Annotated in this window: 20 protein-coding genes and 1 pseudogene; 4 read left to right on the top strand and 17 right to left on the bottom strand. The window is 47.1% G+C overall.

Features of this window, described 5'->3' with window-relative positions:
- A partial coding sequence (locus tag B5D35_RS16045; RefSeq protein ID WP_139367789.1) for a helix-turn-helix domain-containing protein occupies nt 1–393 on the bottom strand: 393 nt, incomplete at its 3' end.
- 17 nt (nt 394–410) lie between these two features.
- Between B5D35_RS16045 and B5D35_RS16050 the strand changes: the two genes are divergently transcribed.
- Nucleotides 411–1,358, top strand: a complete 948-nt coding sequence (locus B5D35_RS16050; protein ID WP_078753553.1) for a LysO family transporter — start codon at nt 411–413, stop codon at nt 1,356–1,358.
- A gap of 86 nt (nt 1,359–1,444) precedes the next feature.
- Here the strand turns inward: B5D35_RS16050 and ptsG are convergent, their stop codons facing one another.
- The 14 genes from ptsG to yceD all read right to left on the bottom strand — a co-directional run bounded on the left by ptsG (nt 1,445) and on the right by yceD (nt 14,033).
- The gene (gene ptsG, locus B5D35_RS16055; protein WP_078753554.1) at nt 1,445–2,875 is read right to left on the bottom strand and encodes a PTS glucose transporter subunit IIBC; all 1,431 of its coding nucleotides are present in this window, start codon (nt 2,873–2,875) and stop codon (nt 1,445–1,447) included.
- Nucleotides 2,876–3,357: 482 nt separating this feature from the next.
- Nucleotides 3,358–4,134: a TatD family hydrolase gene (locus B5D35_RS16060; RefSeq protein ID WP_078753555.1), complete on the bottom strand. Its 777-nt coding sequence runs from the start codon at nt 4,132–4,134 to the stop codon at nt 3,358–3,360.
- A gap of 120 nt (nt 4,135–4,254) precedes the next feature.
- Nucleotides 4,255–5,214 (bottom strand): DNA polymerase III subunit delta', encoded by a 960-nt coding sequence (gene holB, locus B5D35_RS16065; RefSeq protein WP_078753556.1) that lies wholly within the window; start codon nt 5,212–5,214, stop codon nt 4,255–4,257.
- Nucleotides 5,204–5,839 carry a dTMP kinase gene (gene tmk, locus B5D35_RS16070; protein ID WP_078753557.1) on the bottom strand — a complete coding sequence of 212 codons (636 nt, stop codon included), beginning with the start codon at nt 5,837–5,839 and terminating at the stop codon, nt 5,204–5,206. The genes holB and tmk overlap by 11 nt, the downstream gene beginning before the upstream one ends.
- Complete coding sequence (mltG, locus tag B5D35_RS16075) at nt 5,836–6,849, bottom strand: endolytic transglycosylase MltG (protein WP_078753558.1); 1,014 nt, start codon at nt 6,847–6,849, stop codon at nt 5,836–5,838. The genes tmk and mltG overlap by 4 nt, the downstream gene beginning before the upstream one ends.
- Nucleotides 6,846–7,655, bottom strand: a complete 810-nt coding sequence (pabC, locus tag B5D35_RS16080) for an aminodeoxychorismate lyase (protein WP_078753559.1) — start codon at nt 7,653–7,655, stop codon at nt 6,846–6,848. The genes mltG and pabC overlap by 4 nt, the downstream gene beginning before the upstream one ends.
- 117 nt (nt 7,656–7,772) lie before the next feature.
- A complete protein-coding gene (gene fabF, locus B5D35_RS16085) occupies nt 7,773–9,011 on the bottom strand; it encodes a beta-ketoacyl-ACP synthase II (protein WP_078753560.1) in 1,239 nt (412 codons plus the stop codon).
- Between the two features lie 99 nt (nt 9,012–9,110).
- Nucleotides 9,111–9,347, bottom strand: coding sequence for an acyl carrier protein (gene acpP / locus B5D35_RS16090; protein WP_007467184.1), 237 nt, complete (start codon nt 9,345–9,347; stop codon nt 9,111–9,113).
- 157 nt (nt 9,348–9,504) lie between these two features.
- Entirely contained in the window at nt 9,505–10,239 is a 735-nt protein-coding gene (gene fabG / locus B5D35_RS16095; RefSeq protein WP_078753561.1) for a 3-oxoacyl-ACP reductase FabG, read from the bottom strand.
- A 55-nt stretch (nt 10,240–10,294) separates the two neighbouring features.
- Nucleotides 10,295–11,218 (bottom strand): ACP S-malonyltransferase, encoded by a 924-nt coding sequence (gene fabD, locus B5D35_RS16100; protein WP_078753562.1) that lies wholly within the window; start codon nt 11,216–11,218, stop codon nt 10,295–10,297.
- 101 nt (nt 11,219–11,319) lie between these two features.
- Entirely contained in the window at nt 11,320–12,285 is a 966-nt protein-coding gene (locus B5D35_RS16105; protein WP_078753563.1) for a beta-ketoacyl-ACP synthase III, read from the bottom strand.
- Between the two features lie 5 nt (nt 12,286–12,290).
- Entirely contained in the window at nt 12,291–13,316 is a 1,026-nt protein-coding gene (plsX, locus tag B5D35_RS16110; RefSeq protein ID WP_078753564.1) for a phosphate acyltransferase PlsX, read from the bottom strand.
- 9 nt (nt 13,317–13,325) lie between these two features.
- A complete protein-coding gene (gene rpmF, locus B5D35_RS16115) occupies nt 13,326–13,496 on the bottom strand; it encodes a 50S ribosomal protein L32 (protein WP_016961383.1) in 171 nt (56 codons plus the stop codon).
- A 15-nt stretch (nt 13,497–13,511) separates the two neighbouring features.
- The gene (yceD, locus tag B5D35_RS16120) at nt 13,512–14,033 is read right to left on the bottom strand and encodes a 23S rRNA accumulation protein YceD (RefSeq protein ID WP_078753565.1); all 522 of its coding nucleotides are present in this window, start codon (nt 14,031–14,033) and stop codon (nt 13,512–13,514) included.
- A gap of 246 nt (nt 14,034–14,279) precedes the next feature.
- Here yceD and B5D35_RS16125 point away from each other — a divergent pair, with 246 nt between their 5' ends.
- Nucleotides 14,280–14,864 (top strand): Maf family protein, encoded by a 585-nt coding sequence (locus B5D35_RS16125; RefSeq protein ID WP_078753566.1) that lies wholly within the window; start codon nt 14,280–14,282, stop codon nt 14,862–14,864.
- A 263-nt stretch (nt 14,865–15,127) separates the two neighbouring features.
- On the opposite strand, the gene rluC is transcribed toward B5D35_RS16125, so the two are convergent.
- Nucleotides 15,128–16,084 carry a 23S rRNA pseudouridine(955/2504/2580) synthase RluC gene (gene rluC / locus B5D35_RS16130; protein WP_078753567.1) on the bottom strand — a complete coding sequence of 319 codons (957 nt, stop codon included), beginning with the start codon at nt 16,082–16,084 and terminating at the stop codon, nt 15,128–15,130.
- A 522-nt stretch (nt 16,085–16,606) separates the two neighbouring features.
- Here rluC and rne point away from each other — a divergent pair.
- Together rne and B5D35_RS16140 are read left to right on the top strand one after the other, a co-directional pair.
- Nucleotides 16,607–19,630, top strand: coding sequence for a ribonuclease E (gene rne / locus B5D35_RS16135; RefSeq protein WP_078753568.1), 3,024 nt, complete (start codon nt 16,607–16,609; stop codon nt 19,628–19,630).
- A 454-nt stretch (nt 19,631–20,084) separates the two neighbouring features.
- The gene (locus tag B5D35_RS16140; protein WP_078753569.1) at nt 20,085–21,641 is read left to right on the top strand and encodes a SulP family inorganic anion transporter; all 1,557 of its coding nucleotides are present in this window, start codon (nt 20,085–20,087) and stop codon (nt 21,639–21,641) included.
- An 88-nt stretch (nt 21,642–21,729) separates the two neighbouring features.
- On the opposite strand, the pseudogene B5D35_RS16145 reads toward B5D35_RS16140, so the two are convergent.
- Nucleotides 21,730–22,443 (bottom strand): annotated as a pseudogene (locus B5D35_RS16145) (helix-turn-helix transcriptional regulator).
- Between the last annotated feature and the right edge of the window lie 8 nt (nt 22,444–22,451).

Raw genomic sequence — 22,451 nt, forward strand, 5'->3', positions numbered from 1 at the left:
GATCGTCGTGAAGTCCACTTGCATCTGCTGTCCTGGTTCAGTCTCGAAGCGCACGACAGGATCGGCAGGTACAGTCGGTTTGTATTGTTTGATGCGTTCTTTAAGCATGGTGATCCCGCCGTCATAACCTAATGCCTTAATCTCACGCAAAAGAACGGTGGCAGGTATCCAATGTGGCTTTGCTGCTTCAATGCGACCAAGTAAATAATCGTAATAGGGGTCTAGCTTCGACGGGCGTGACTGACGTTCGGGGTACACAGGAAGTCTGTCTTTATTCCTAAGGTAAACTCTCACCGTGTTTCTAGATACACCCAACGTCTTTGCGATACGGCGGATGCTTTGGCCCTGTTGATGTAAAACGTGTATATCCACTAGTTGCTCCTGATTGATCATAGTCCGCCGTTTTATCCATGAAACGAACAGACATTTTGTCTCAGGTGGGTCAATTTTACATCGGCGGTAACACCGGCATGTTATATATTTTTATTCCTTTGGTTGTCGGCTACTTAGTCCCAATAAAAAGCCCTACGCTTCTCGACAAAATCAATCGCTCAACGTCGCATTTGGTGTTCGTTATTCTTGGCCTTATGGGCCTCAGTCTCGCAGGGCTTGACGACCTCTCCAGCAATCTAAATCAAATCCTCCTTTTTGCTCTCACCTTTTTCCTCTGTATTGGTTCCATGAATTTACTGGCTTTGCCACTTCTTGATTTGGTGATGAAAACCAAGACCGAACAGCACAAACGCGACATTCCATTATCTGCCATGGCGAAAGAGTCATTGAAATTGGTATTCGTCGTGATTGGTGGCTTGATCGCAGGGCTAGTATTGCCAATTTCTCTTGATTGGGTTGACCCAGCCAGCGAGGGCATTCTTCTTGTTTTGTTACTGCTCATCGGTATTCAACTCCGTAATAGCGGTATGACGCTAAAACAAATCGTGCTGAATAAGAAAGGATTGAGCATCGCGGTGACCATCATTCTAACATCATGGATGGGAGAACTCATTGCCGCGTGGATGCTAGACCTGCCATACAACTACGGCTTGGCAATGGCATCGGGCTTCGGTTGGTACTCTCTAGCAGGCATTTTGATGGGAGATGCGTTGGGTCCTGTATACGGAGGGGCATCTTTCCTACTTGAACTGGCAAGGGAACTGGTTGCCATCATGCTCATTCCTCTGCTTATCGGTCGCTATCCTTTAACCGCTATTGGTTATGGTGGTGCAACGTCGATGGACTTTACACTGCCAATTATCCAAACCGCGGGCGGTATCCGCTGTGTCCCTATTGCCATCGTAAGCGGATTTATTCTGAGTCTACTGGTGCCAATCTTGATGTTGTTCTTTGTGGCGTTGTAACGTTCTGAGCGACAATTACCGAAAAAGAAAAGGAGAGCCTAGGCTCTCCTTTTTTCATCAACGTATAGGGGGAATATTCGTTGATATTAGTTATTGCGGATCCATTCATCCATATCTGACTTAAGGTTGTCAGATTTAGTACCAAAGATAGCCTGAACACCACCACCAGCAACAACAACACCTGCTGCGCCCAGTTGTTTCAGTTTGTCTTGGTCTACCTTCTCAACGCTTGCTACTGCAACACGAAGACGGGTGATACAAGCATCCAGATTTGTGATGTTCTCTTTACCGCCGAACGCCATTACCAAATCTTTTGCCATGTCAGATACTTCGCCAGTTGCAACTGTTTCTTGCTCTTCGTCTTCACGGCCTGGTGTTTTCAGATCCATCACTCGAATTACCACGCGGAATACTACATAGTAAATCACCGCGTAGATAAGACCCATAACAACCAGCAGACCCATGTTTTGTGCGTTAGGCGACTGAACGATGAAATCAATGAAGCCATTTGAGAAAGTGTGTCCGTGTACGATACCCAGAGAGTTAGTGATAACGTAAGCCAGACCAGCAAGAACTGCGTGGATGACGTACAGAACTGGTGCAACGAACAAGAATGCGAATTCGATTGGTTCAGTAATACCTGTTAGGAATGAAGTCAGAGCGGCTGAAATCATGATACCTGCAACTTTCGCACGGTTCTCAGGCTTCGCTGAGTGCCAGATTGCGAATGCTGCTGCTGGCAGACCGAACATCTTGAACAAGTAACCACCTGCAAGCTGACCGAAGCCGTTACCTGCTGCACGAGACGCATCGTCTGCAGTCAGGAAGCACGTCATAATACCGTGAGCTGCTTCACCCGCTTTGTTTACACAAGAACCTGCTTCGTAGAAGAATGGTACGTTCCAGATGTGGTGCAGGCCGAACGGGATCAGTGAACGCTCGATAACGCCGTAGATACCAAATGCAGCAACAGGGTTTTGGTTAGCAGCCCAATCAGAGAACGTCGCGATTGCTGCACCGATTGGTGGCCAAATCAAAGACAAAACCAAGCCCAGCGCAATTGAACATAAGCCAGTCATGATTGGTACGAAACGCTTACCAGCGAAGAAGCCCAGGTACTCTGGTAGCTGAATACGGAAGAAGCGGTTAAACGCCCAACCTGCTACGCCACCGACTAAGATGCCGCCTAGTACGCCCGTATCGATACCTGCAACACCGTGTACGTCCGCCATAACTTTCAGCGTCGCCACCATGATGCCGTAACCGACGGTTGCAGAAAGTGCTGCTACACCATCGTTATTTGTAAAGCCTAGTGCTACACCAATTGCGAACAGCAATGGCATTTGACCGAATACAGATCCACCCGCTTGTTCCATCAAATGAGAAACAACGTCTGGCATCCAGCTAAAGTTCGCAGCACCTACCCCAAGAAGGATACCCGCTACTGGCAAAACCGATACTGGCAGCATCAGTGCCTTACCGACTTTTTGCGCATTGGCAAACAGGTTCTTAAACATAAATTTGCTCCTGAAAATGATGAGTTGTGCTTGAACTCAGTGCGATTACGAGCTCTCGACAACCCAGCAACAATGTAATTCGAGGAGTAATATAGGGCTGCGATTTCAGAGACTCTACGTAACACGTGTTAAGTGTTCAGAAACTAAATATAGATCACATGCCGAGACCAACTAATAGCAGTTTTGATACTCCTTATATCATTGTTTTAAAAGAGTTAAATTAAATATCAGGCAGGGTTTTCCTTTTTTAAGGAAGTTCGAAGATGTGCGCCACCTTTGTTTTTTAATGTAACGAAATAAGTGGTATTGCATCGTAGGAGTTACGCTGTAATTTGATAAAGATCAACAAATTAAAACTACGGGTTCGGATATGTAACCTTGGCCAAAAACGATGTGCGATTTGTAACGTTGAATCTTCGCAACCAAAGAGGGTGAAATAATCGTAGGAAATAAAAAACCGAGCGTCATCGCTCGGTTCTTTATTATTTCTTCGCTTTCGAGAAAAGCGTAAAGAAATTCTCAGTGGTTATTCTAGCGACTTCATCGCCTGACACACCTTTCAGCAACCCAACATATTCTGCGACTTCACGAACATAAGCCGGTTGGTTCTCTTTACCACGAAACGGTATAGGAGCCAGATACGGCGAGTCCGTTTCTACTAACAAACGTTCCAGTGGCAAACGACGCACCACATCTTTCAGTTCTGACGCTTTATTAAATGTCACGATACCCGAGATCGAAATGTAGAAACCCAGCTCAATTGCTGCTTCGGCCATTTCATAGCTTTCGGTAAAGCAGTGAAGTACCCCTCCCACTTTCTCTGCATTCTCTTCTCGCAGGATTTGCAGGGTATCTTCACGCGCCATTCGGGTGTGAATGATCAATGGCTTGTTAAGCTCCACTGCTAGACGTACATGCAGGCGGAAGGCATCTTTTTGCTTCTCAGCTAATTCAGGCTGATAGTGATAATCAAGGCCAGTTTCACCTATAGCGACAACACGCTCGTCAGACGCTAATGCTTTTAGCGTTTCGTAATCGAATCCTTCCTCTATATCGAGAGGGTGCACACCGCAAGATGCGAACACATTGTCAAAAGGGCGGATCATATCCATCATCTTAGGAAAGCTTTTCAGCGTTACGCCGACTGACAGCAAATAATCCACGCCACGTTGTTTAGCGTTATCGACAACCGCAGCCACATCAGTGTGCAGGTCTTCGTAGTTTAATTTATCAAGGTGGCAATGCGAGTCGACTAGCACGTCACTTTCTCCGATTGAGTCTTGTTTGAAAGGGGCGGATTATATAACGAAATAGAAAGAATTTGCAGGGGAGTAAAAAAGAGGTTAGTAAAAGAGCGGCTCCTGAGCGGAGCCTCTCTATCAGAAATCGCTCAGCCAACGGCTTATCAACAGTTCACTGTTCAGGCCAGTGTGCTTTACCATTTCCGCTTTAAGCTTATTCAATGCCATCAATTGCTGAATGACTTTGCTATGTGACAACGACTCAGCCAGAGCCATGAGCATTTTTTCGCTGTCACAATGCACGAGAGCTTCATGAGTACCCTGTTGGATTTTGATAACATCCAACAGTAAAAAACTAAGCCATTTCAAACCGTCACGATCAGACTTCAAGATACAGTCAGTGACATCGAAGATGCCTTGCTTCTCCGTGAGGTATTTGGAAAAGGCAGACAACAGCGCTTCATGTTTTCCAGCACTGCCTTTGTCTATAAACGCTTTCGCGGCAAGCGGTGCGCCACGATTAATCCTAATCACCTGCAAGGGTACAGACTCGAACAGTTCCGATTCCACCCAACGCTTTGCCACGGACTCTTCCGGCATCTTGGGCTTCCATTTATTGCAGCGGCTGACAACCGTTGGCAACATACTGTCCATCGATTCTGTTAGCAAGATAAAGTGGCAATTAGCCGGCGGCTCTTCAAGCGTTTTCAACAACGCATTGGCGGCAGCCTCCCCCATCCTGTCGGCATTTTGAACCAGAATAACGCGCTGTCCACCGAGTTGAGATGTTTCCCACGCATACTTGTTACCAGCTCGAATAACATCAACACCGAGTTGTTTGCCTTCCGCTTCCGGTCTTAACCAATGAAAGTCTGGATGCGTTTCAGCATCGAACAGTTGGCAACTATGGCAAATACCGCAAGGCTCCACTATTCCGTTTTTACAAAGAATAGTTTTTGCCAACATCGCAGAAAGTTCCTGTTTACCACTGCCTTTGGGCGCACTCAACAAAACGGCATGATGAAGCCGATCCTGACTTAGAAGCTGTTGCCAGTTGTGCCAAATTTCGTTGTGCCACGGGTAAACCTTAGCCAGCATGATTTAGCCATTTCTCCAACGCTGCTTTGATGTCCGCAGATACTTGTTCAATGCTCTGTGAGGCATCAATGATAACAATACTCGCGTCTGCATTCGCTAATTCGAGGTAGCGTTCGCGAGTACGGTGGAAGAAATCCAACTGCATTTTTTCAATACGATCCAATTCGCCACGCGCCTTTGCGCGAGATAGGCCTATCGCTGGATCCAAATCCATATACAAGGTGAAATCCGGGCGAAAATCACCAAGGACAGTATCGCGAAGATTGGCCATCAATGTTTTATCAAATCCACGACCGCCACCTTGATACGCTTGAGACGACATGTCATGACGATCACCAACAACATACGCACCGCGATTTAGCGCAGGTTTAATGACATTATCAGCCAACTGAATACGTGCTGCGTACAACAGCAGTAATTCAGCCATGTCCGTCAGTGGTTCATCTGGGTGACCCTCTTTAACCAGCGCACGCATTTGCTCAGCAAGCGGCGTTCCACCTGGCTCACGCGTTGTTTCGATATCCGCAATCCCTTGGGCTTTCAGAGTTTCAATCACATTGTGGATAGCCGTGGTTTTACCCGCGCCTTCCAACCCTTCTACGACGATAAATTTTCCGTTATTCATTGGTTTCTTAATGTCTTGAGATACTGTCTAACTGCACGGTTATGTTCCGTGAGCGTTTTAGAAAACTTGTGTCCGCCTAAACCGTCTGCCACAAAATAGAAGTAAGGCGTATCTGCAGGTTTAGCCGCAGCCACAATGGAAGCCTTACCCGGCATTGCGATCGGCGTGGGTGGTAAGCCGAAAATCACATACGTATTGTACGGGGTCGGTGTACGTAAATCTTTCTTGCGTATATTGCCATCATATTTATCGCCCATTCCGTAGATAACTGTTGGGTCAGTCTGAAGGCGCATACGCTTGTTTAAACGGTTTACAAACACAGAAGCCACTTTCTCGCGCTCTGCATCAACGGCTGTTTCTTTTTCAATGATGGAGGCCAAGGTTAACAATTCGTATTCGGACTTAATTGGCAGTCCTTTCTCTCTGTTACCCCATGCATCCTCTAAAGCTCGCTCCAATTGGGTATTGGCACGCTTAAGGACAGATAAATCACTTTCACCCGCCACATAATGATAGGTTTCCGGTAACAATAGCCCTTCAACCTTGTCACCTTCCAATCCCAGCTTTTGCGCAATCTGTTTTTCAGAAAGTTCCGTCGTATCGTGCTCAAGGTAATCACTGGCAGCAAGCTCTTCTCGCCACTCTTTAAACGTGCTGCCTTCAACGAAAGTAATCGAAAATTGGTGTTCTTTGCCTGAACGAACCACCGCAAAAAGATCGCCCAGCGATGTACCGGGCTCGACTAGATAAGTACCCGCTTTCAGTTTGGTCAACTCTGGATGTGTCTTTGCTGCCCAGCGTGCCCAAGGAGACGCATCTATAACTTTTTCGGCAACGAGTTTGCGCGTAAATGAGTGGTAATTAGCACCCTCGGGTACCACAATCAGCGTTTCGTTTTCAGAATTGATGGGGCCCGCAACATAGCCTTCAATTTGGCCGTAGGCCCAGTAAGCGCCTCCTGCTCCGGCTAGCGCTAACAACAAAATAAACAGCGCAAGTTTTTTAATCACGCATTCAACCTCAAAGTAAGTGCTCTACAAGCGTCAAAATCGTTGTAGTTTGTTCTTTCTATACAGCGAATTGGCACAATACCCATCACTGCGTTTGTTATAAACACTTCGTCCGCGTCCCACAGCACATCAGGCTTCTCTATGGCAATCTCAACCTGATAACCACAGTCGGGTGCAGATTCAATGATCTGTCGGCGCATTGTACCTTCTACACCGGAAAGCGTAAGGTCAGGAGTATACAAGGTTCGACCTTTTCGCCAAAAAATGTTCGACGCTGACGCTTCAACAAGGTTTCCGTTCAAATCGCAAACAAGTCCATCGTCTGCACCCCGCTCTTCGACCTCTTTTTTTATCAGCACCTGTTCGAGACGGTTTAAATGCTTAATACCCGCCAGTGGCGACAAGCCAAGCTGGGTATCCAAAATAAGGGTGTTGATGCCTTTCTCTTTCCATAAGGAGTAAGCGGGAGGAAAAGCATGGGAAGATACAACGATTGTTGGCGACGAGCAGCCGGAAGGACTGTAGCCACGTCCCCCGACGCCTCTCGATACAAGTACTTTGATAACAGCGTTATTGTCTGACTCTGTGGAAAGTGCAACGTCGTTAACCCAAGATTCGATTTCCTGCCAATTTGACACGTTAATCGCTAATGCTTGCGTGTTAGACATCAAACGAGCGATGTGAAGCGGAAGCGCTAGTATCTTGCCATGACGTGCCAACATGGTGGTGTAACAACCATCTCCATATTGAAATCCTCTGTCAGCAATGTCGATTCGCGTTTCCGGTGAGCCGTTCAAAAGAATCATGCAGCCATCCTAGAGCAAAAAAACGGCCCGGTATTGTTATACCGGGCCGTCGTATTCTATCAAAAACCTAACGGGCCAAAAACCTCATCCGCCAAAAAGCTAAGCGGACAAATACGCTTAGATTTTTTTGAAGATCAATGAGCCATTGGTTCCACCGAAGCCAAATGAGTTACACAATGCGTAATCCATCTTTATTTGACGCGCTTCGTGAGGTACATAGTCCAAATCACAGCCTTCATCAACGTTATCCAAGTTGATGGTTGGTGGTACCGCTTGGTCAACCAAAGACATTGCTGTGATAATTGCTTCTACAGAGCCTGCTGCTCCCAGCAAGTGGCCCGTCATAGACTTAGTAGAAGAGACCATGACGTTGTCTGCTGCTGCACCCAGAGCAAGACGAACACCTTTGGTTTCTGCAACGTCACCCGCAGGCGTCGATGTACCGTGTGCGTTAACATAACCGATGTCATCGCCACTGATACCAGCGTCACGCAAAGCAGCTTTCATTGCCAATGCGCCACCTGAACCATCTGCACTTGGAGATGTCATGTGGTAAGCATCGCCACTCATACCGAAGCCAACTAGCTCACAGTAGATTTTTGCGCCGCGTGCTTTTGCGTGCTCATATTCTTCCAGAACCATGACGCCCGCACCATCACCCAGAACAAAACCGTCACGGTCTTTGTCCCAAGGGCGTGACGCTGCTTGAGGGTCATCGTTACGGGTTGACAGTGCTTTCGCTGCTGCGAAGCCACCGATACCCAGCTCAGTCGATGCCTTTTCAGCACCACCAGCTACCATTGCGTCCGCGTCGCCGTATGCAATCATACGTGCAGCGTGACCAATGTTATGCAGACCCGTGGTACACGCAGTAGAAATCGCGATGTTAGGACCACGTAGGCCGTAATTAATAGAAACGTGACCGGCGATCATGTTAACGATGGTCGACGGTACAAAAAACGGGCTGATTTTGCGAGGGCCTTTATCGACATACGCACGGTGGTTAGCTTCAATCAGACCAAGACCACCAATACCAGAACCGATGGCTACGCCAATGCGGTCTGCGTTTTCTTCTGTGATCTCCAAACCTGAATCTTCAAATGCTTGCGCACTTGCAGCAATGCCGTATTGGATAAAGATATCCATTTTTTTAGCATCTTTTTTAGAGATGTAATCTTCACAGTTGAAATCATTTACCAGGCCAGCAAACTTGGTTGCAAAACCTTCAGTATCGAAATGCTGGATAGTCTGGATGCCACTCTGGCCAGCCAACAGCGCTTTCCAAGATGATTCAACGGTGTTACCTACAGGCGATAACATCCCCATGCCAGTGACAACTACACGACGCTTAGACACGATGATATTCTCCGGAGAAAAAGGTGATATTACTAAATTACGGGGTGTTAGAAAAAACTCAGGCGGTCAAGGTGACCGCCTGGGAGGATCTTTTTCTGATTACTCAGACGCGCCAACAACGTAGTCGATAGCAGCTTGAACAGTAGTAATCTTCTCTGCTTCTTCGTCTGGAATCTCAGTATCGAATTCTTCTTCCAAAGCCATAACTAGCTCAACTGTGTCCAGTGAGTCTGCACCCAGATCGTCAACGAAAGATGCTTCGTTTTTAACTTCAGCTTCGTCTACGCCCAGTTGCTCAACGATGATTTTTTTTACGCGTTCTTCGATGTTGCTCATATTAATACTATTCCTTACAAGATTCGCAGATGCGATATGTGCAGTAGTTTATTCAATAACGTGGAAGTTGCAACACCCATAATGCTGGTCAAACCACGATTTGCTCTATAAACAGCCGGATTTTGACCTGTGTCATTTTGAGTTGCAACTTTAATGTTTAAATCATGTACATGCCGCCGTTAACGTGCAGTGTCTCACCTGTAATATATGCTGCATCGTCAGAAGCTAAGAAAGCCACTGTTGCTGCAATTTCACGCGGTGCACCCAAACGTCCAGCAGGTACTTGAGCCAATGTCGCCGCGCGCTGATCATCATTCAGCGCTTTAGTCATGTCAGTTTCAATGAAACCTGGGGCTACAGTATTTACGGTAATTCCGCGAGATGCAACTTCACGTGCCATAGATTTGGTGAAGCCCACAACTCCAGCTTTTGCTGCAGAGTAGTTGGTTTGACCAGCATTACCCATAGTACCAACGACTGAGCCAACATTGATGATACGACCATTGCGCTTTTTCATCATTGCACGTAGTACAGCTTTAGACATACGGAAGATAGACGTCAGGTTGGTATCCATGATATCCATCCACTCGTCATCTTTCATACGCATCAGTAAGTTATCACGAGTAATACCAGCATTATTGACAAGGATATCAATATCGCCAAATTCTTCTTTTACTGCTTTCAGTACTGTTTCAATTGATTCAGCTGACGTGACATTCAGCGCGTAGCCTTTGCCATTTTCGCCCAGATAATCGCTGATTGCTGCGGCACCGCTCTCAGAAGTTGCAGTGCCAACAACAGTAGCACCACGCTCTACGAGAATTTCCGCAATCGCGCGACCAATACCACGGCTCGCACCCGTAACAAGAGCAATTTTACCGTTCAGGTTCATGAGTTTTCGTTCCTTAATTAAGCGCCGCTAGCGTATCGGCCGCATATCCCAGAATTTACTTAGCCGCTTCCAGTGAAGCTGGATCGTTTACTGCTGCTGCGCTCAGACGTTTGTCGATACGCTTTGCTAGACCAGTCAATACTTTACCTGGTCCCATTTCGAGCAACAGTTCTACACCTTCGTTTGCCATTTTTTCACAACCCTCAGTCCAACGAACTGGGCCGTATAGTTGACGAACAAGTGCATTTTTAATTTCTGCCGGATCAGTGGCTGCGACAACATCTGCGTTATTAATAACCGGAATTGATGGCGTCGAGAATTCAAGATCGTTCAGTGCAATGGCCAGTTTATCCGCCGCAGGTTTCATTAGTGCACAGTGAGAAGGCACGGATACAGGTAAAGGCAACGCGCGTTTTGCACCCGCTTCTTTACAAAGTACGTTTGCACGCTCAACCGCTTCTTTATTCCCTGCAATAACGACTTGGCCTGGAAAATTGAAGTTGACTGGCGATACCACTTGACCTTGTGCTGCTTCTTCACAGGCTTTGGCAATTGCTTCGTTGTCCAAACCGATAATCGCAGACATCGCACCTACACCCGCAGGCACAGCTTCTTGCATCAGTTGGCCACGTAGCTCAACCAACTTAACCGCTTCTTTAAAATCGATGACACCCGCACACACCAGCGCAGAATATTCACCAAGGCTGTGGCCAGCCATCACAGAAGGCATAGCACCACCCTCTTGCTGCCATACACGCCAAATTGCAACTGAAGACGTCAACAGTGCTGGTTGTGTGCGATGCGTTTGGTTTAATTCTGTGTCTGGTCCATCTTGCACCAGAGCCCACAAGTCATAGCCCAAAACACCCGACGCTTCAGCAAACGTCTCTTTTACCACAGCAAATTGCTCGGCCAATTCAGCCAGCATGCCAACGGTCTGTGAACCTTGGCCAGGAAATACCACAGCAAAGTTAGACATAGTTTAATCCTTACAAAAATCGAAACTGTTCTGTATCCGGTGTGACAACATGCTTAACCGACAACGGCTTTTAAAACACGTCCGATGTTAAGCACGCTATCTTAGTATTTTATAAGTGCAGAACCCCACGCAAAACCACCACCAAATGCTTCAAGCAAGATGGTCTGTCCGCGTTGAATACGGCCATCACGCACCGCTTCATCCAGTGCCGTCGGCACTGATGCTGCAGAAGTATTACCGTGTCTGTCTAAGGTAATCACAACTTGATCCATCGACATCGCTAGTTTTTTCGCTGTCGCTTTAATAATGCGGAAGTTCGCTTGATGCGGCACCAACCAGTCGATTTCAGACTTGTCCATGTTATTGGCTTCCAGCGTTTCAGTCACGATGTTCGCCAATTGCGTCACAGCAACTTTAAACACATCGTTGCCAGCCATTTCCAACCAAGCATCTTCCTCAACTTGGCTACGAACCTTGCCGCGAGAAGGGTATTTAAGGTTCAGCAAATCGCCAAACTTACCATCAGCACGTAAGTGTGTAGAGATCACACCAGGCTCTTCACTTGCACCAAGAACCACAGCACCCGCACCGTCACCAAACAGGATAATGGTGCCGCGATCTTCTGGATCACAGGTGTGCGACAGACGATCTGCGCCAATCACAAGCGCGTTTCTCGCCATGCCTGACTTGATATATTGATCCGCAACACTTAATGCATAAACGAAACCAGAACATGCGGCTGCGATATCAAACGCAGGACAGCCGCTGATTTCCAACTTCTTCTGCACGTCACAAGCAGAGGCGGGGAATGCACTCTCACCACTGGTGGTAGCAACAATAATCAAGTCGATGTCTTGTTTATTAATACCTGCCGCGTCAATGGCGTTCAACGCAGCGTGATAACCCATCGTCGCCACTGTTTCGTTTTCAGCAGCGATTCGGCGTTCTTTAATACCAGTGCGAGCGATAATCCACTCATCACTTGTATCTACCATTTTTTCGAGATCCGCGTTTGAGCGGATTTGCGCAGGCAAAAAGCTGCCTGTACCAAGAATCTTACTGAACATGAAGACTAATAATGCCTCTCGAGTAATACGGCTTCCAAACGGTCACATATTTTTTTGGGTAGTTGCCGTTCGACTTCGTGAATCGCTTCCCCGATAGCATGTTGGAAAGCGGAGATATCAGCACGTCCGTGGCTTTTTACTACAATGCCGCGCAATCCTAACAGACTTGCACCATTGTACTGGTCGGGGTTCAGGTTATTTAGGTGCTCAAACAGGCTACCAAATAACCATTTAGCCACTAATTTCTTTAGAGGGTTAGCGAGAACATGTATTTTTAAGCTGTCTAAAAACAGTCTTGCAACACCCTCACTGGTCTTGAGGCTTACGTTTCCGACGAATCCGTCGCAGACAATTACGTCAGCTTTCCCAGTGTAGAGCTGATCGCCTTCTACATAGCCGATGTAATTGACCGCAGAACACTGCTTCAGCATCTCAGCACAGCGTTTGACGAGATCGTTTCCTTTAATTTCTTCTTCACCAATATTCAGAAGGCCAACAGAAGGCTTACGCCCCAGTTGTTCTTCTGCAAGCACCGCTCCCATTACCGCAAACTGGAACAAGGTATCAGCATCAACAGACACATTTGCCCCTAAATCGAGTAACCAACTCTTGTGCTCACCAACCGTTGGCAGCTCTGACACAAGCGCAGGCCTATCAATACCAGGCAGGAGTTTTAACAGCGAGCGGGATAGTGCCATAAGCGCACCGGTATTTCCGGCACTGACACATGCATCCGCTTTACCATCAGCCACCAACTCCAATGCAATGCGCATGGATGTGCCTTTACTGGCACGAAGTGCTTGAGACGGTCGTGTATTATTGGCGATAGAAGATTCCGCATGCATGACAGTTATGCGGGAAGAATTATTTTGACCCAGCGATACGAGCTGGCGAGTGATCTCGGATTGATCACCGACGAGTACGACTTTTAGCGAGGGATAATGCAACAATGCCTGCACGGAGGCAGGCACTGTTACTTGAGGACCGAAATCCCCGCCCATCGCATCAAGTGCAATGGTTAGACCAGACAAGGCTCAACCTTACTTGTTGATTACCTTGCGGCCACGGTAGAAACCGTCAGCAGTCACGTTGTGACGCAGGTGAGTTTCACCAGAAGTTGCATCTACAGACAGTGCACTAGTAGTTAGCGCATCGTGTGAACGACGCATACCACGCATTGAACGTGATTTCTTGCTCTTTTGTACGGCCATGGACCCTACTCCTCGTTACTTTTGCTTGAAGTTTTTCAAAACGGCAAATGGATTCGGACGCTCATCAGCAAGCGGGATTTCCCCATATACCATACCATCAGTATCAACTTTACAGTCACTTACTTCGTGCATGGCAACCTGTGGCAAAGCCACAATCAACTCATCTTCGATGAGGTGAAGTAGGTTAATCTCACCATTTTCGTCGACTAATGCCGGCTCATAAGCATCCGGTAAATTGCCAACCTGATCTTCATTGAAAACCGGGCTGTAAATAAATTCGATTTCACAGTGGTGCGGAAAAACTTCCCAACAACGCTGGCACTCTAGATTGACGTCAACTTTAGCGGAACCGCTTAGAGTCTTCATCCCTTGAGCATCAACATCAAACGAAAGCTTCACTTCACAATCACTGATCACACCTTTAGTTGATTCCGCCAAGCGTTCCAGCTGTTTAACTACGAAGATACCATCGTAGTCGAGTCGCTTTTGCGCACATTTGAACGGGTCAACCTTTAGCGGTAGCTTTACCTTTTGCATAGGGCGCGAATTCTAGCCTCCAAAGTAGCCTGAGTCAAAGAAATTTATACCTCTACTTCTATCTAGGTGGTTAAAAACAACCCAAAAAGCCGAAAAGACGTGTTTCTCTACAACAGGTACCTAGCTCAATTGAAAATAGAATGGGCACTATATGCTCAAGCAAGCCGGATGCCCACTCGCCACCGCAAGTGTAAAACATTACACTGACCGTCGTATACGAATAATCCGATAAAGGTGCATCGTTAGATGAATATTCACACAGTCGTACTCGCTTCCGGCTCTAAATATCGCCAATCTCTGTTACAAAAGCTCGATTTTCCCTTTGAAACCTGTTCACCAGACATCGATGAGTCGCGGATCGAAGGTGAGTCTGCCGAGGATCTTGTTAAGCGATTATCATTAGAAAAAGCCAAAGCCTGTGTTTCTTCCTTTCCCAACGCACTCATTATTGGATCCGATCAAGTCTGCGTGATCGAGGGGAAGATCCTCGGCAAACCTCACACTATCGAAAATGCCGTTTCACAACTAAAAGCAGCGTCAGGGAAACATGTCACCTTCTATACAGGGCTAACGTTACTAAATAGTGGGACAGGCCAAGCCCAAACGGATATAGAGCCTTTCCATGTACACTTTCGCGATCTCAACGATCAAGAGATAAAGCGCTACGTAGAAAGAGAGCGGCCTTTAGATTGTGCAGGCAGCTTTAAATGCGAGAGCTTAGGCATTGCGTTGTTCAATAGGCTGGAAGGACGCGACCCTAATACCTTGGTTGGTCTGCCATTAATTCGGCTCTGTGAGATGCTAAAGGAAGAAGGTATGTGGGTGCTTTAGCTTGGCGCTCTAGTTTGAAAAAGAAAAGCGCGTTTCCACGCGCTTTTCTTTTATCTATATATAGATTAATAAGACCGAATCGTTTCAACCTCAGAAATGTCGTTGATCGGGGGAATAAACGAGAAGCATACCAACATCGACACTCTCGCTTCGTTGTTCCACTCCCGATTGGCTCAAACCGCGAACGGATCATCAAAAGATCCGGGGAGAGCCATTCATCCCCCCTCGCCCAAACTTACGGCAAACAAATTCAAGAGCTGTATTTAGTTAACTTGTGGTGCTTTCTTTAACCCTTCGAGCACTTTTTCCAGTTTTCTCTCCATCGGCGCAGAGATATCCATTAGCGCTTCGGTGCCGGGGTGCGTGAACTTGATATTCGCAGCATGCAAGAAGAGTCGACTCAATCCGAACTTCTTAGTGTATGCATCAAATCGTGGGTCTCCGTATCTGTCATCCCACGCCAATGGATGCCCAGCATATTGCGCGTGCACACGAATTTGATGTGTACGCCCTGTGATGGGGCTAGCCTGAACTAGGGTCGCTTGCTGGAACTGCTCCAAAATCTTGAAACGCGTTTCAGATGGCTTACCGTTCGGGTTAACACGAACAATGCTGTTCACTTCATTTTTAAGAAGTGGAGCCGTTACCTTCTTCATCGAAGGTTTCCAGCTCCCCATCACCAACGCGTAATAATACTTTTGTACGGTTTTCTCTCTGAACTGCGCTTGAAGGTGGCGGAGTGCTGAGCGCTTTTTCGCAATCAGCAAAATACCTGACGTGTCTCGGTCAATACGGTGCACAAGTTCTAAAAAACGCGCATCTGGGCGAAGTGCCCTCATGGCCTCAATCGCGCCAAAGTGAAGCCCACTTCCGCCATGTACCGCCGTTCCCGACGGTTTATTCAGCACCAGCATGTGATCATCTTCATAAATCACACATTTTTCTAGTTCAGCCACACGGCTTAGCTTGGTATTAGGGGCCTCAGCCTGCGTCGTCTCAGGCATCTTAATAGGTGGAACACGAATCACATCACCCGGTTGTAACTTGTACTCCGGTTTTATGCGTTTTTTATTAACTCGCACCTCTCCTTTACGAAGAACGCGATAAATCATACTTTTAGGTACGTTTTTAAGCCTATTTCGGAGAAAGTTATCGATCCGCTGGCCAGCAATGTCATCAGAAATGTCGATGAATTGCACTTGGGTTTTTTCTGTATTCATAGGACATAGATTCTACATTGCATCAAAGTAGTTTGCTGCAAAAAAGTGTCCCTGCTATAGTTGCGCCGTAACGTAGAAAAGTTTGCAGCTTTTTTACGCATCACGGCTAAAAAGCCGACATATAGAGTAAATCTTTACCGCTTTATCCAAGACGACTGACCGTTCACGGCGCTATTTATACGTAGTATTTGATTCGATGAGAGTTCAAGTCGTCTTAATCATGCAGCACTCGGCGTAAGACATGAGGAATAAGGCGCCCGTTAGTTTGTTGGCACGACGGGAAAAATAACCAGTGTCAAAGAGACTGTCGCCGTTTGTGGCGAAAAACCGACTGTATAAACCGGATAAATTTTTTTAATTTCCGTCTCAGTGGGTCGATAAGTAGTGCCCTAGAGCGTCCCTGATTCCCCAGCCGTGAGGTTGCATTAATGTCAGACTTGGGACCTGGCAGCATTGCGTTATTTGTCTCGTAACCGACAACTAATAACAACAAATAATCGAGAACAATTTGATATGAAAAGAATGTTGATTAACGCAACTCAAAAAGAAGAGTTGCGCGTCGCATTGGTTGACGGTCAGCGCCTATACGATCTAGATATCGAAAGCCCTGGTCATGAATCGAAAAAAGCAAACATCTATAAAGGCCGAATTACCCGCATTGAACCTAGTCTTGAAGCAGCTTTCGTAGACTACGGATCAGAGCGTCACGGTTTCCTTCCTCTTAAAGAAATTGCCCGCGAATATTTCCCAGACAATTACAGCTACCAAGGCCGTCCAAACATCAAAGAGGTGTTGAAAGAAGGCCAAGAAGTGATTGTTCAAGTAGATAAAGAAGAACGTGGTAACAAGGGTGCAGCCCTGACCACATTCATCTCGCTGGCTGGCAGCTATCTTGTATTGATGCCGAACAACCCTCGTGCTGGCGGTATTTCTCGCCGTATTGAAGGTGAAGAGCGTAGCCAACTGAAAGAAGCGATGTCTGGTCTGAAACTGCCTCAAGGCATGGGTCTGATCGTACGTACTGCTGGTGTTGGTAAATCTGCAGAAGAACTTGAGTGGGACTTGAAATACCTCCTGAACAACTGGGAACGTATTCAAGGGGCCGCGGTATCTAAAGATGCACCTTTCCTGATTTATCAAGAAAGTGATGTTATCGCTCGCGCATTCCGTGATTACTTACGTCGTGATATCGGCGAAGTACTGATCGACAGCGAGAAAGTATTCAATCAGGCTCGTGAACGTATTCAAGCGACCCGCCCTGACTTCCTAAGTCGCGTGAAACGCTATGAAGGCGAAGTTCCACTTTTCAGCCACTACCAAATCGAAAGCCAGATTGAATCTGCATTCCAACGTGAAGTCCGCCTGCCGTCTGGTGGTTCGATTGTTATCGACCCAACAGAAGCTCTGACGTCTATCGACATCAACTCAGCACGTGCAACGAAAGGCTCTGACATCGAAGAAACTGCGCTTCAAACAAACTTGGAAGCAGCAGATGAAATCGCGCGTCAACTACGTCTGCGTGACCTAGGTGGTCTGGTTGTTATCGACTTTATCGATATGACACCAGTTCGTCACCAACGCGAAGTAGAAAACCGCCTTCGCGAAGCCGTTCGTATGGATCGTGCTCGCGTTCAAATTGGCCGTATCTCACGTTTCGGTCTATTGGAAATGTCACGTCAACGCCTGAGTCCTTCTCTGGCAGAAGCTAGCCACCATATCTGCCCTCGCTGTACAGGTACGGGTGTTATCCGTGACAACGAATCCCTCTCACTGTCTATTCTTCGTCTGATCGAAGAAGAAGCACTGAAAGAAAACACATCTCAGGTCATGGCGATTGTCCCTGTTCCTGTTGCCTCGTACTTGTTGAACGAAAAGCGTCGCTCAGTGCAACACGTTGAGAAATACCACAACGTACGCGTCGTCATTGTACCTAACGCAAACATGGAAACGCCTCACTTTGAAGTGGTTCGTGTTCGTGGTGGCGATGAGAACACAACGCTCTCTTACCACTTACCAGAACAGTTGGATGCAATTCGCGAAGCTGAAAAAGAAGATGCACCAGCAGAACGTGTAGTGAAAAAGCGCGAAGAGCCGGCACTGCAGAGCTTCACTGCTCCTTCAGCACCTGCCTCTGCGCCAAAAGCTGCAGCTACAGTTGCAGACGCGAATAAACCAGGCCTATTCACACGTTTGGTTTCGTTCATCTCTGGTTTGTTCACAAGCACAGAAGAAGAACAACCAGAAGCGCCGAAACGCGAATCTCGTAACCGTCGCGATCACAAACGCTCACAAGACCGCACCCGTCGTGGTACACGCAATAACCAGCGTGACGAAAACACGAATGGTAAGAATGCGGAACGTGGCGAGAAGAAGCCGCGTCGTAAAGAACGCGTAGAGCCAACTGAGCAAACTGAAGAGCGTCAGGAAAAGCCTGCGAAGAAGCAAAACCGCAAGCCACAAACTGAGAAATCTGATCAGCGCCAGCAAGCGAAAGCTGTTAAGCCTGTGAAAGAAGAGGCTCAAGTTGCTAAGCAAGAAGAAAAAGCGGAAAAGACGGAGAAAGTAAAACAACGCCGTCAACGTCGCAAGCTAAGCAAAAAAGTGCGTGTTGCTGATGCAGCATTAGAGCAAGACGTGACCGTTGCAGCTAACCCATTACAAGAAATGGGCAAAGCAATGGCATCTGAAGCGAAAGCAGAAGAGCCTACCGTAGACACGTTCGAGAAAAGCTCAACGAACGAAAATGGCGAGCCGCGTGAAGAAAAACGCCGCAACCGCCGTTCTCCGCGCCACCTTCGTGCAAGCGGCCAACGCCGTCGTCGCAGTAACCGTGAAGACAATGAATCAGTCACTACTGAGCATGCTCTTGACCAACTCGACATGATGGAAACCGCAGTATCTGTTGTGGAAAAACGTGCGAACGTTGTTCTTAAGTCAGGTGTAGCATCACCAGAAATGGCGATGGGCAAAGTGTGGCCGTCAAAAGCGGCGGCAAAAGCACCTGTTGTTGCAGAAGTCACGGTTGAAACACCCGTTGTTGAAGAAGCACCAGTAGCGGCGGTAAACGCGCCTAAACATGGTGGTGTTGCATTCCCAGAAATGGCAATGGGCAAAGTGATCGCGCGCCGTTCTGCACCAACTGTACTGGAAGAAAAAGCGAAATCAGAAGGTGCCGATGCACTGAGTGAAGAGCTACCAGTTGCCGTTAAAGCACCCGTTGTTGAAGCTGTTGAAGAAACAGTCGCCGAAGAAGCAGTTGTCGAAGCGAAGTCTGACGATGTTGCTGAAAAGGCCGACGTTAAGGAAGCGATCAACACTAGCGAAATTGCAGCAGTTGAACCAACGAAACCTGCAAAAGCGCCAGTGGTTCGTTATAGCTGTGTAACCGCACCGATGGCTAAAGCTCCGGCACCGGAAAACAGTGACGCGCCAATCAACGTTGCGATTGCTGAGTTCCGCTCTGAGCATGAGAAAACCAAGCAAGCAGGTAGTGAAACGGCAACAAACCGTGCCGCTGCACCTGCGACAAAGCCTAATTACTCTTAACCGATAATTAGTCATTGAAGAAGAGCCATGCCCTGTCATGGCTCTTTTTTTATCTCTCCAATTTGTACTACACACACAACCTTCTTCTTTCGACGTGTAACGATTTTTCTTTGTAACTTATTGAAAAAACCACCTAGATCGTTCACAAAAACATCACCAACATTGAACAAAATCACACTTTTAGGTAGTATTCGCAGGCGTTATGCCAATGTGATTAAACATCTAAACAAAATTTGTGCTGAATTCATCGCGAAAGTGGAGTTATGAGTGCAGAAAATGGTGGGCTAACACCAAAACAGAACAATACTGTATTTAATAAATTGCATATGCACGACTGATTAGATGATTAGACATGTTGGTAATATACCCAAGCCACCTAATGACGGTATGTGTTAGAAAGCTTGGGTATATTGAATAGTCAAATAACTTAATAATTAAGAAGTAACCCAATACGATGTTTGAATTTCCCAAGTTTCCACAACACTCTGTGAAAAACGACGTATTGTCGGGATTAACAGTTGCGCTGGCACTCGTGCCTGAAGCTGTTGCTTTCGCTTTCGTTGCAGGTGTCGACCCAATGGTTGGCCTCTATGCTGCATTCATTATGGGACTGCTAACGTCCATTTTGGGCGGTCGTCCCGGCATGATTTCAGGTGCAACAGGTGCAATGGCGGTTGTTATGGTCAGCCTTGTTGCTGAGCACGGCATTCAATACCTCTTTGCGGCCGTTATGCTTGCTGGCTTGATTCAAATTTCAGCTGGCGTATTCAAGCTCGGTAAATTTATTCGCATGGTTCCCCACCCTGTAATGATTGGCTTTGTTAACGGCCTTGCGATCGTAATTTTCCTTGCTCAGCTCGGGCAATTCCAAGTGCCAGGTGCGAATGGTGACATGGAGTGGCTTCAAGGCGAGCAGATGTACCTCATGCTGGGTCTTGTCGCTATCACGATGGCAATCATACATTTCCTTCCAAAACTGACTACCTCAGTACCTTCCTCTTTGGTCGCGATCGTCGGTGTGACGGCGGCAGTGGTACTTCTGGATTTGGATACTCGCAACGTCGTTGATTTCTTACGTTCAATGAGCGGTGATGAAAATGCAACACTGGCAGGAACCTTGCCAACGTTTGCGTTCCCAACCGTTCCTTTCAACCTGGAAACGCTCTACATCATTCTTCCTTACGCGTTGATTCTGGCTGCCGTTGGATTGATTGAATCACTGCTAACGCTGACCGTTGTTGATGAAATGACAGGGACACGCGGGCACGGTAATCGCGAATGTATGGGACAAGGTGTAGCCAATGTAACGTGTTCAGTATTTGGTGCGATGGGCGGCTGTGCCATGATTGGCCAATCGATGATCAACGTGAACTCTGGTGGTCGCGGTCGTTTGTCCGGTATCGTGGCAGCAATTGCGCTACTTTGCTTCATCCTATTCACCTCTTCACTGATTGAGATGATCCCGCTGGCTGCGCTGGTAGGTGTAATGTTTATGGTCGTTATTGGTACGTTCGAGTGGGCAACGTTTAAACTGGCTCGCCGCGTACCTAAACGTGATTTCTTTGTCATCGTGCTCGTTACAGTCGTTACCGTATTAACTGACCTTGCGATTGCGGTCATCGTGGGTGTCATCGTGTCCGCACTGATGTTTGCATGGGAGCATGCAAAGCACATTTTTGCTTCTAGTTATACTAATGAGCAAGGCTCTAAAGTGTACGAAGTGAACGGTCCTCTGTTCTTCGGTTCAGTCGCTAATTTCTTAGAGCTATTCGATGCGACTAACGACCCTCAAGATGTCATTGTCGATTTCGAAAAATCTCGCGTTGCAGACCATTCGGCCATTGAAGCAATCGACACCTTGGCAGAGCGCTATAATAAAGCAGGTAAAACGCTGCATCTTCGTCATCTATCTCAAGACTGTCGAGCACTACTCACCAAAGCGGGTAGTTTGGTCGAAATCAACCACATCGAAGATCCGAGTTATAAAGTAGCGGATGACCTACTGGGTTAATACCCAACATCATTCACCCGTCGATTAATAAAAAAAGCGAGCCTTATAGCTCGCTTTTTTGTCATCTTTTTCTGGTCGGCATAGGACGTTACGACCCATGCTTTTCTTGAACTTCATTCTCGGAATCATCACACAGTGACATATAGTGCTGGAAATTCTTGTTGTCGCTTAATTCAAAATCATCATCCAGCAAAACTACATGCTGGATTCTATCAACACGAAAACTCCTATAGGCATTCCTTAATTCACACCAAGCAACGAGCGTCCAGACCTTCCCCCAGTAAACCTGTCCAAGAGGCTGAATAACACGCGAAGTACACACGCCTTCTCCTGTTTCATAATCCATACGGATTTTCCGTTTAAGGGTAGCGGCTTCACGCAAGAGCTCGCTGCATGATGCTGTTTCGCTATGAGCAAAGAATGAGGGTACAGCTAAAGGAAAGGTCTCAAGCTGCGCTTTCAAATGATCTGGCAATACAGAGTGTATTTTTCGCGAGGCCGACTCTGAAGCGACAGAGAGGCATTTATCCGACCACGCTCGAACCATCTGCATGCCAAGTTCGAGGGCCAACATCTCTTCTTCAGTAAACATCAATGGAGGTAAATGGGAGCCTTTTCCAAGCAAATATCCAATCCCCGTCTCTCCTTCTATAGGCACTCCAGACGTTTGCAGGGACTAGATATTTCGGTAAATCGTACGTTCGCTGACACTTAACTCTTCAGCTAAGTTTTTCGCCGTCACTGCGTAACGCTTACTACGCAGCAAGGTCAACAACTCAAAAAAACGCTCCGATTTACTCATTATTCATT

It is taken from the genome of Enterovibrio nigricans DSM 22720 (assembly GCF_900167155.1).
Taxonomy (GTDB): domain Bacteria; phylum Pseudomonadota; class Gammaproteobacteria; order Enterobacterales; family Vibrionaceae; genus Enterovibrio; species Enterovibrio nigricans.

Coding starts and splice junctions, on each gene's coding strand:
- B5D35_RS16050 (WP_078753553.1), top strand. CDS start 411: ATGAAACGAACAGACATTTTGTCTCAGGTGGGTCAATTTTACATCGGC.
- ptsG (WP_078753554.1), bottom strand. CDS start 2,875: ATGTTTAAGAACCTGTTTGCCAATGCGCAAAAAGTCGGTAAGGCACTG.
- holB (WP_078753556.1), bottom strand. CDS start 5,214: ATGCTGGCTAAGGTTTACCCGTGGCACAACGAAATTTGGCACAACTGG.
- tmk (WP_078753557.1), bottom strand. CDS start 5,839: ATGAATAACGGAAAATTTATCGTCGTAGAAGGGTTGGAAGGCGCGGGT.
- pabC (WP_078753559.1), bottom strand. CDS start 7,655: ATGATTCTTTTGAACGGCTCACCGGAAACGCGAATCGACATTGCTGAC.
- acpP (WP_007467184.1), bottom strand. CDS start 9,347: ATGAGCAACATCGAAGAACGCGTAAAAAAAATCATCGTTGAGCAACTG.
- fabG (WP_078753561.1), bottom strand. CDS start 10,239: ATGAACCTGAACGGTAAAATTGCTCTTGTTACGGGTGCGAGCCGTGGT.
- fabD (WP_078753562.1), bottom strand. CDS start 11,218: ATGTCTAACTTTGCTGTGGTATTTCCTGGCCAAGGTTCACAGACCGTT.
- B5D35_RS16105 (WP_078753563.1), bottom strand. CDS start 12,285: ATGTTCAGTAAGATTCTTGGTACAGGCAGCTTTTTGCCTGCGCAAATC.
- rpmF (WP_016961383.1), bottom strand. CDS start 13,496: ATGGCCGTACAAAAGAGCAAGAAATCACGTTCAATGCGTGGTATGCGT.
- yceD (WP_078753565.1), bottom strand. CDS start 14,033: ATGCAAAAGGTAAAGCTACCGCTAAAGGTTGACCCGTTCAAATGTGCG.
- B5D35_RS16125 (WP_078753566.1), top strand. CDS start 14,280: ATGAATATTCACACAGTCGTACTCGCTTCCGGCTCTAAATATCGCCAA.
- rluC (WP_078753567.1), bottom strand. CDS start 16,084: ATGAATACAGAAAAAACCCAAGTGCAATTCATCGACATTTCTGATGAC.
- rne (WP_078753568.1), top strand. CDS start 16,607: ATGTTGATTAACGCAACTCAAAAAGAAGAGTTGCGCGTCGCATTGGTT.
- B5D35_RS16140 (WP_078753569.1), top strand. CDS start 20,085: ATGTTTGAATTTCCCAAGTTTCCACAACACTCTGTGAAAAACGACGTA.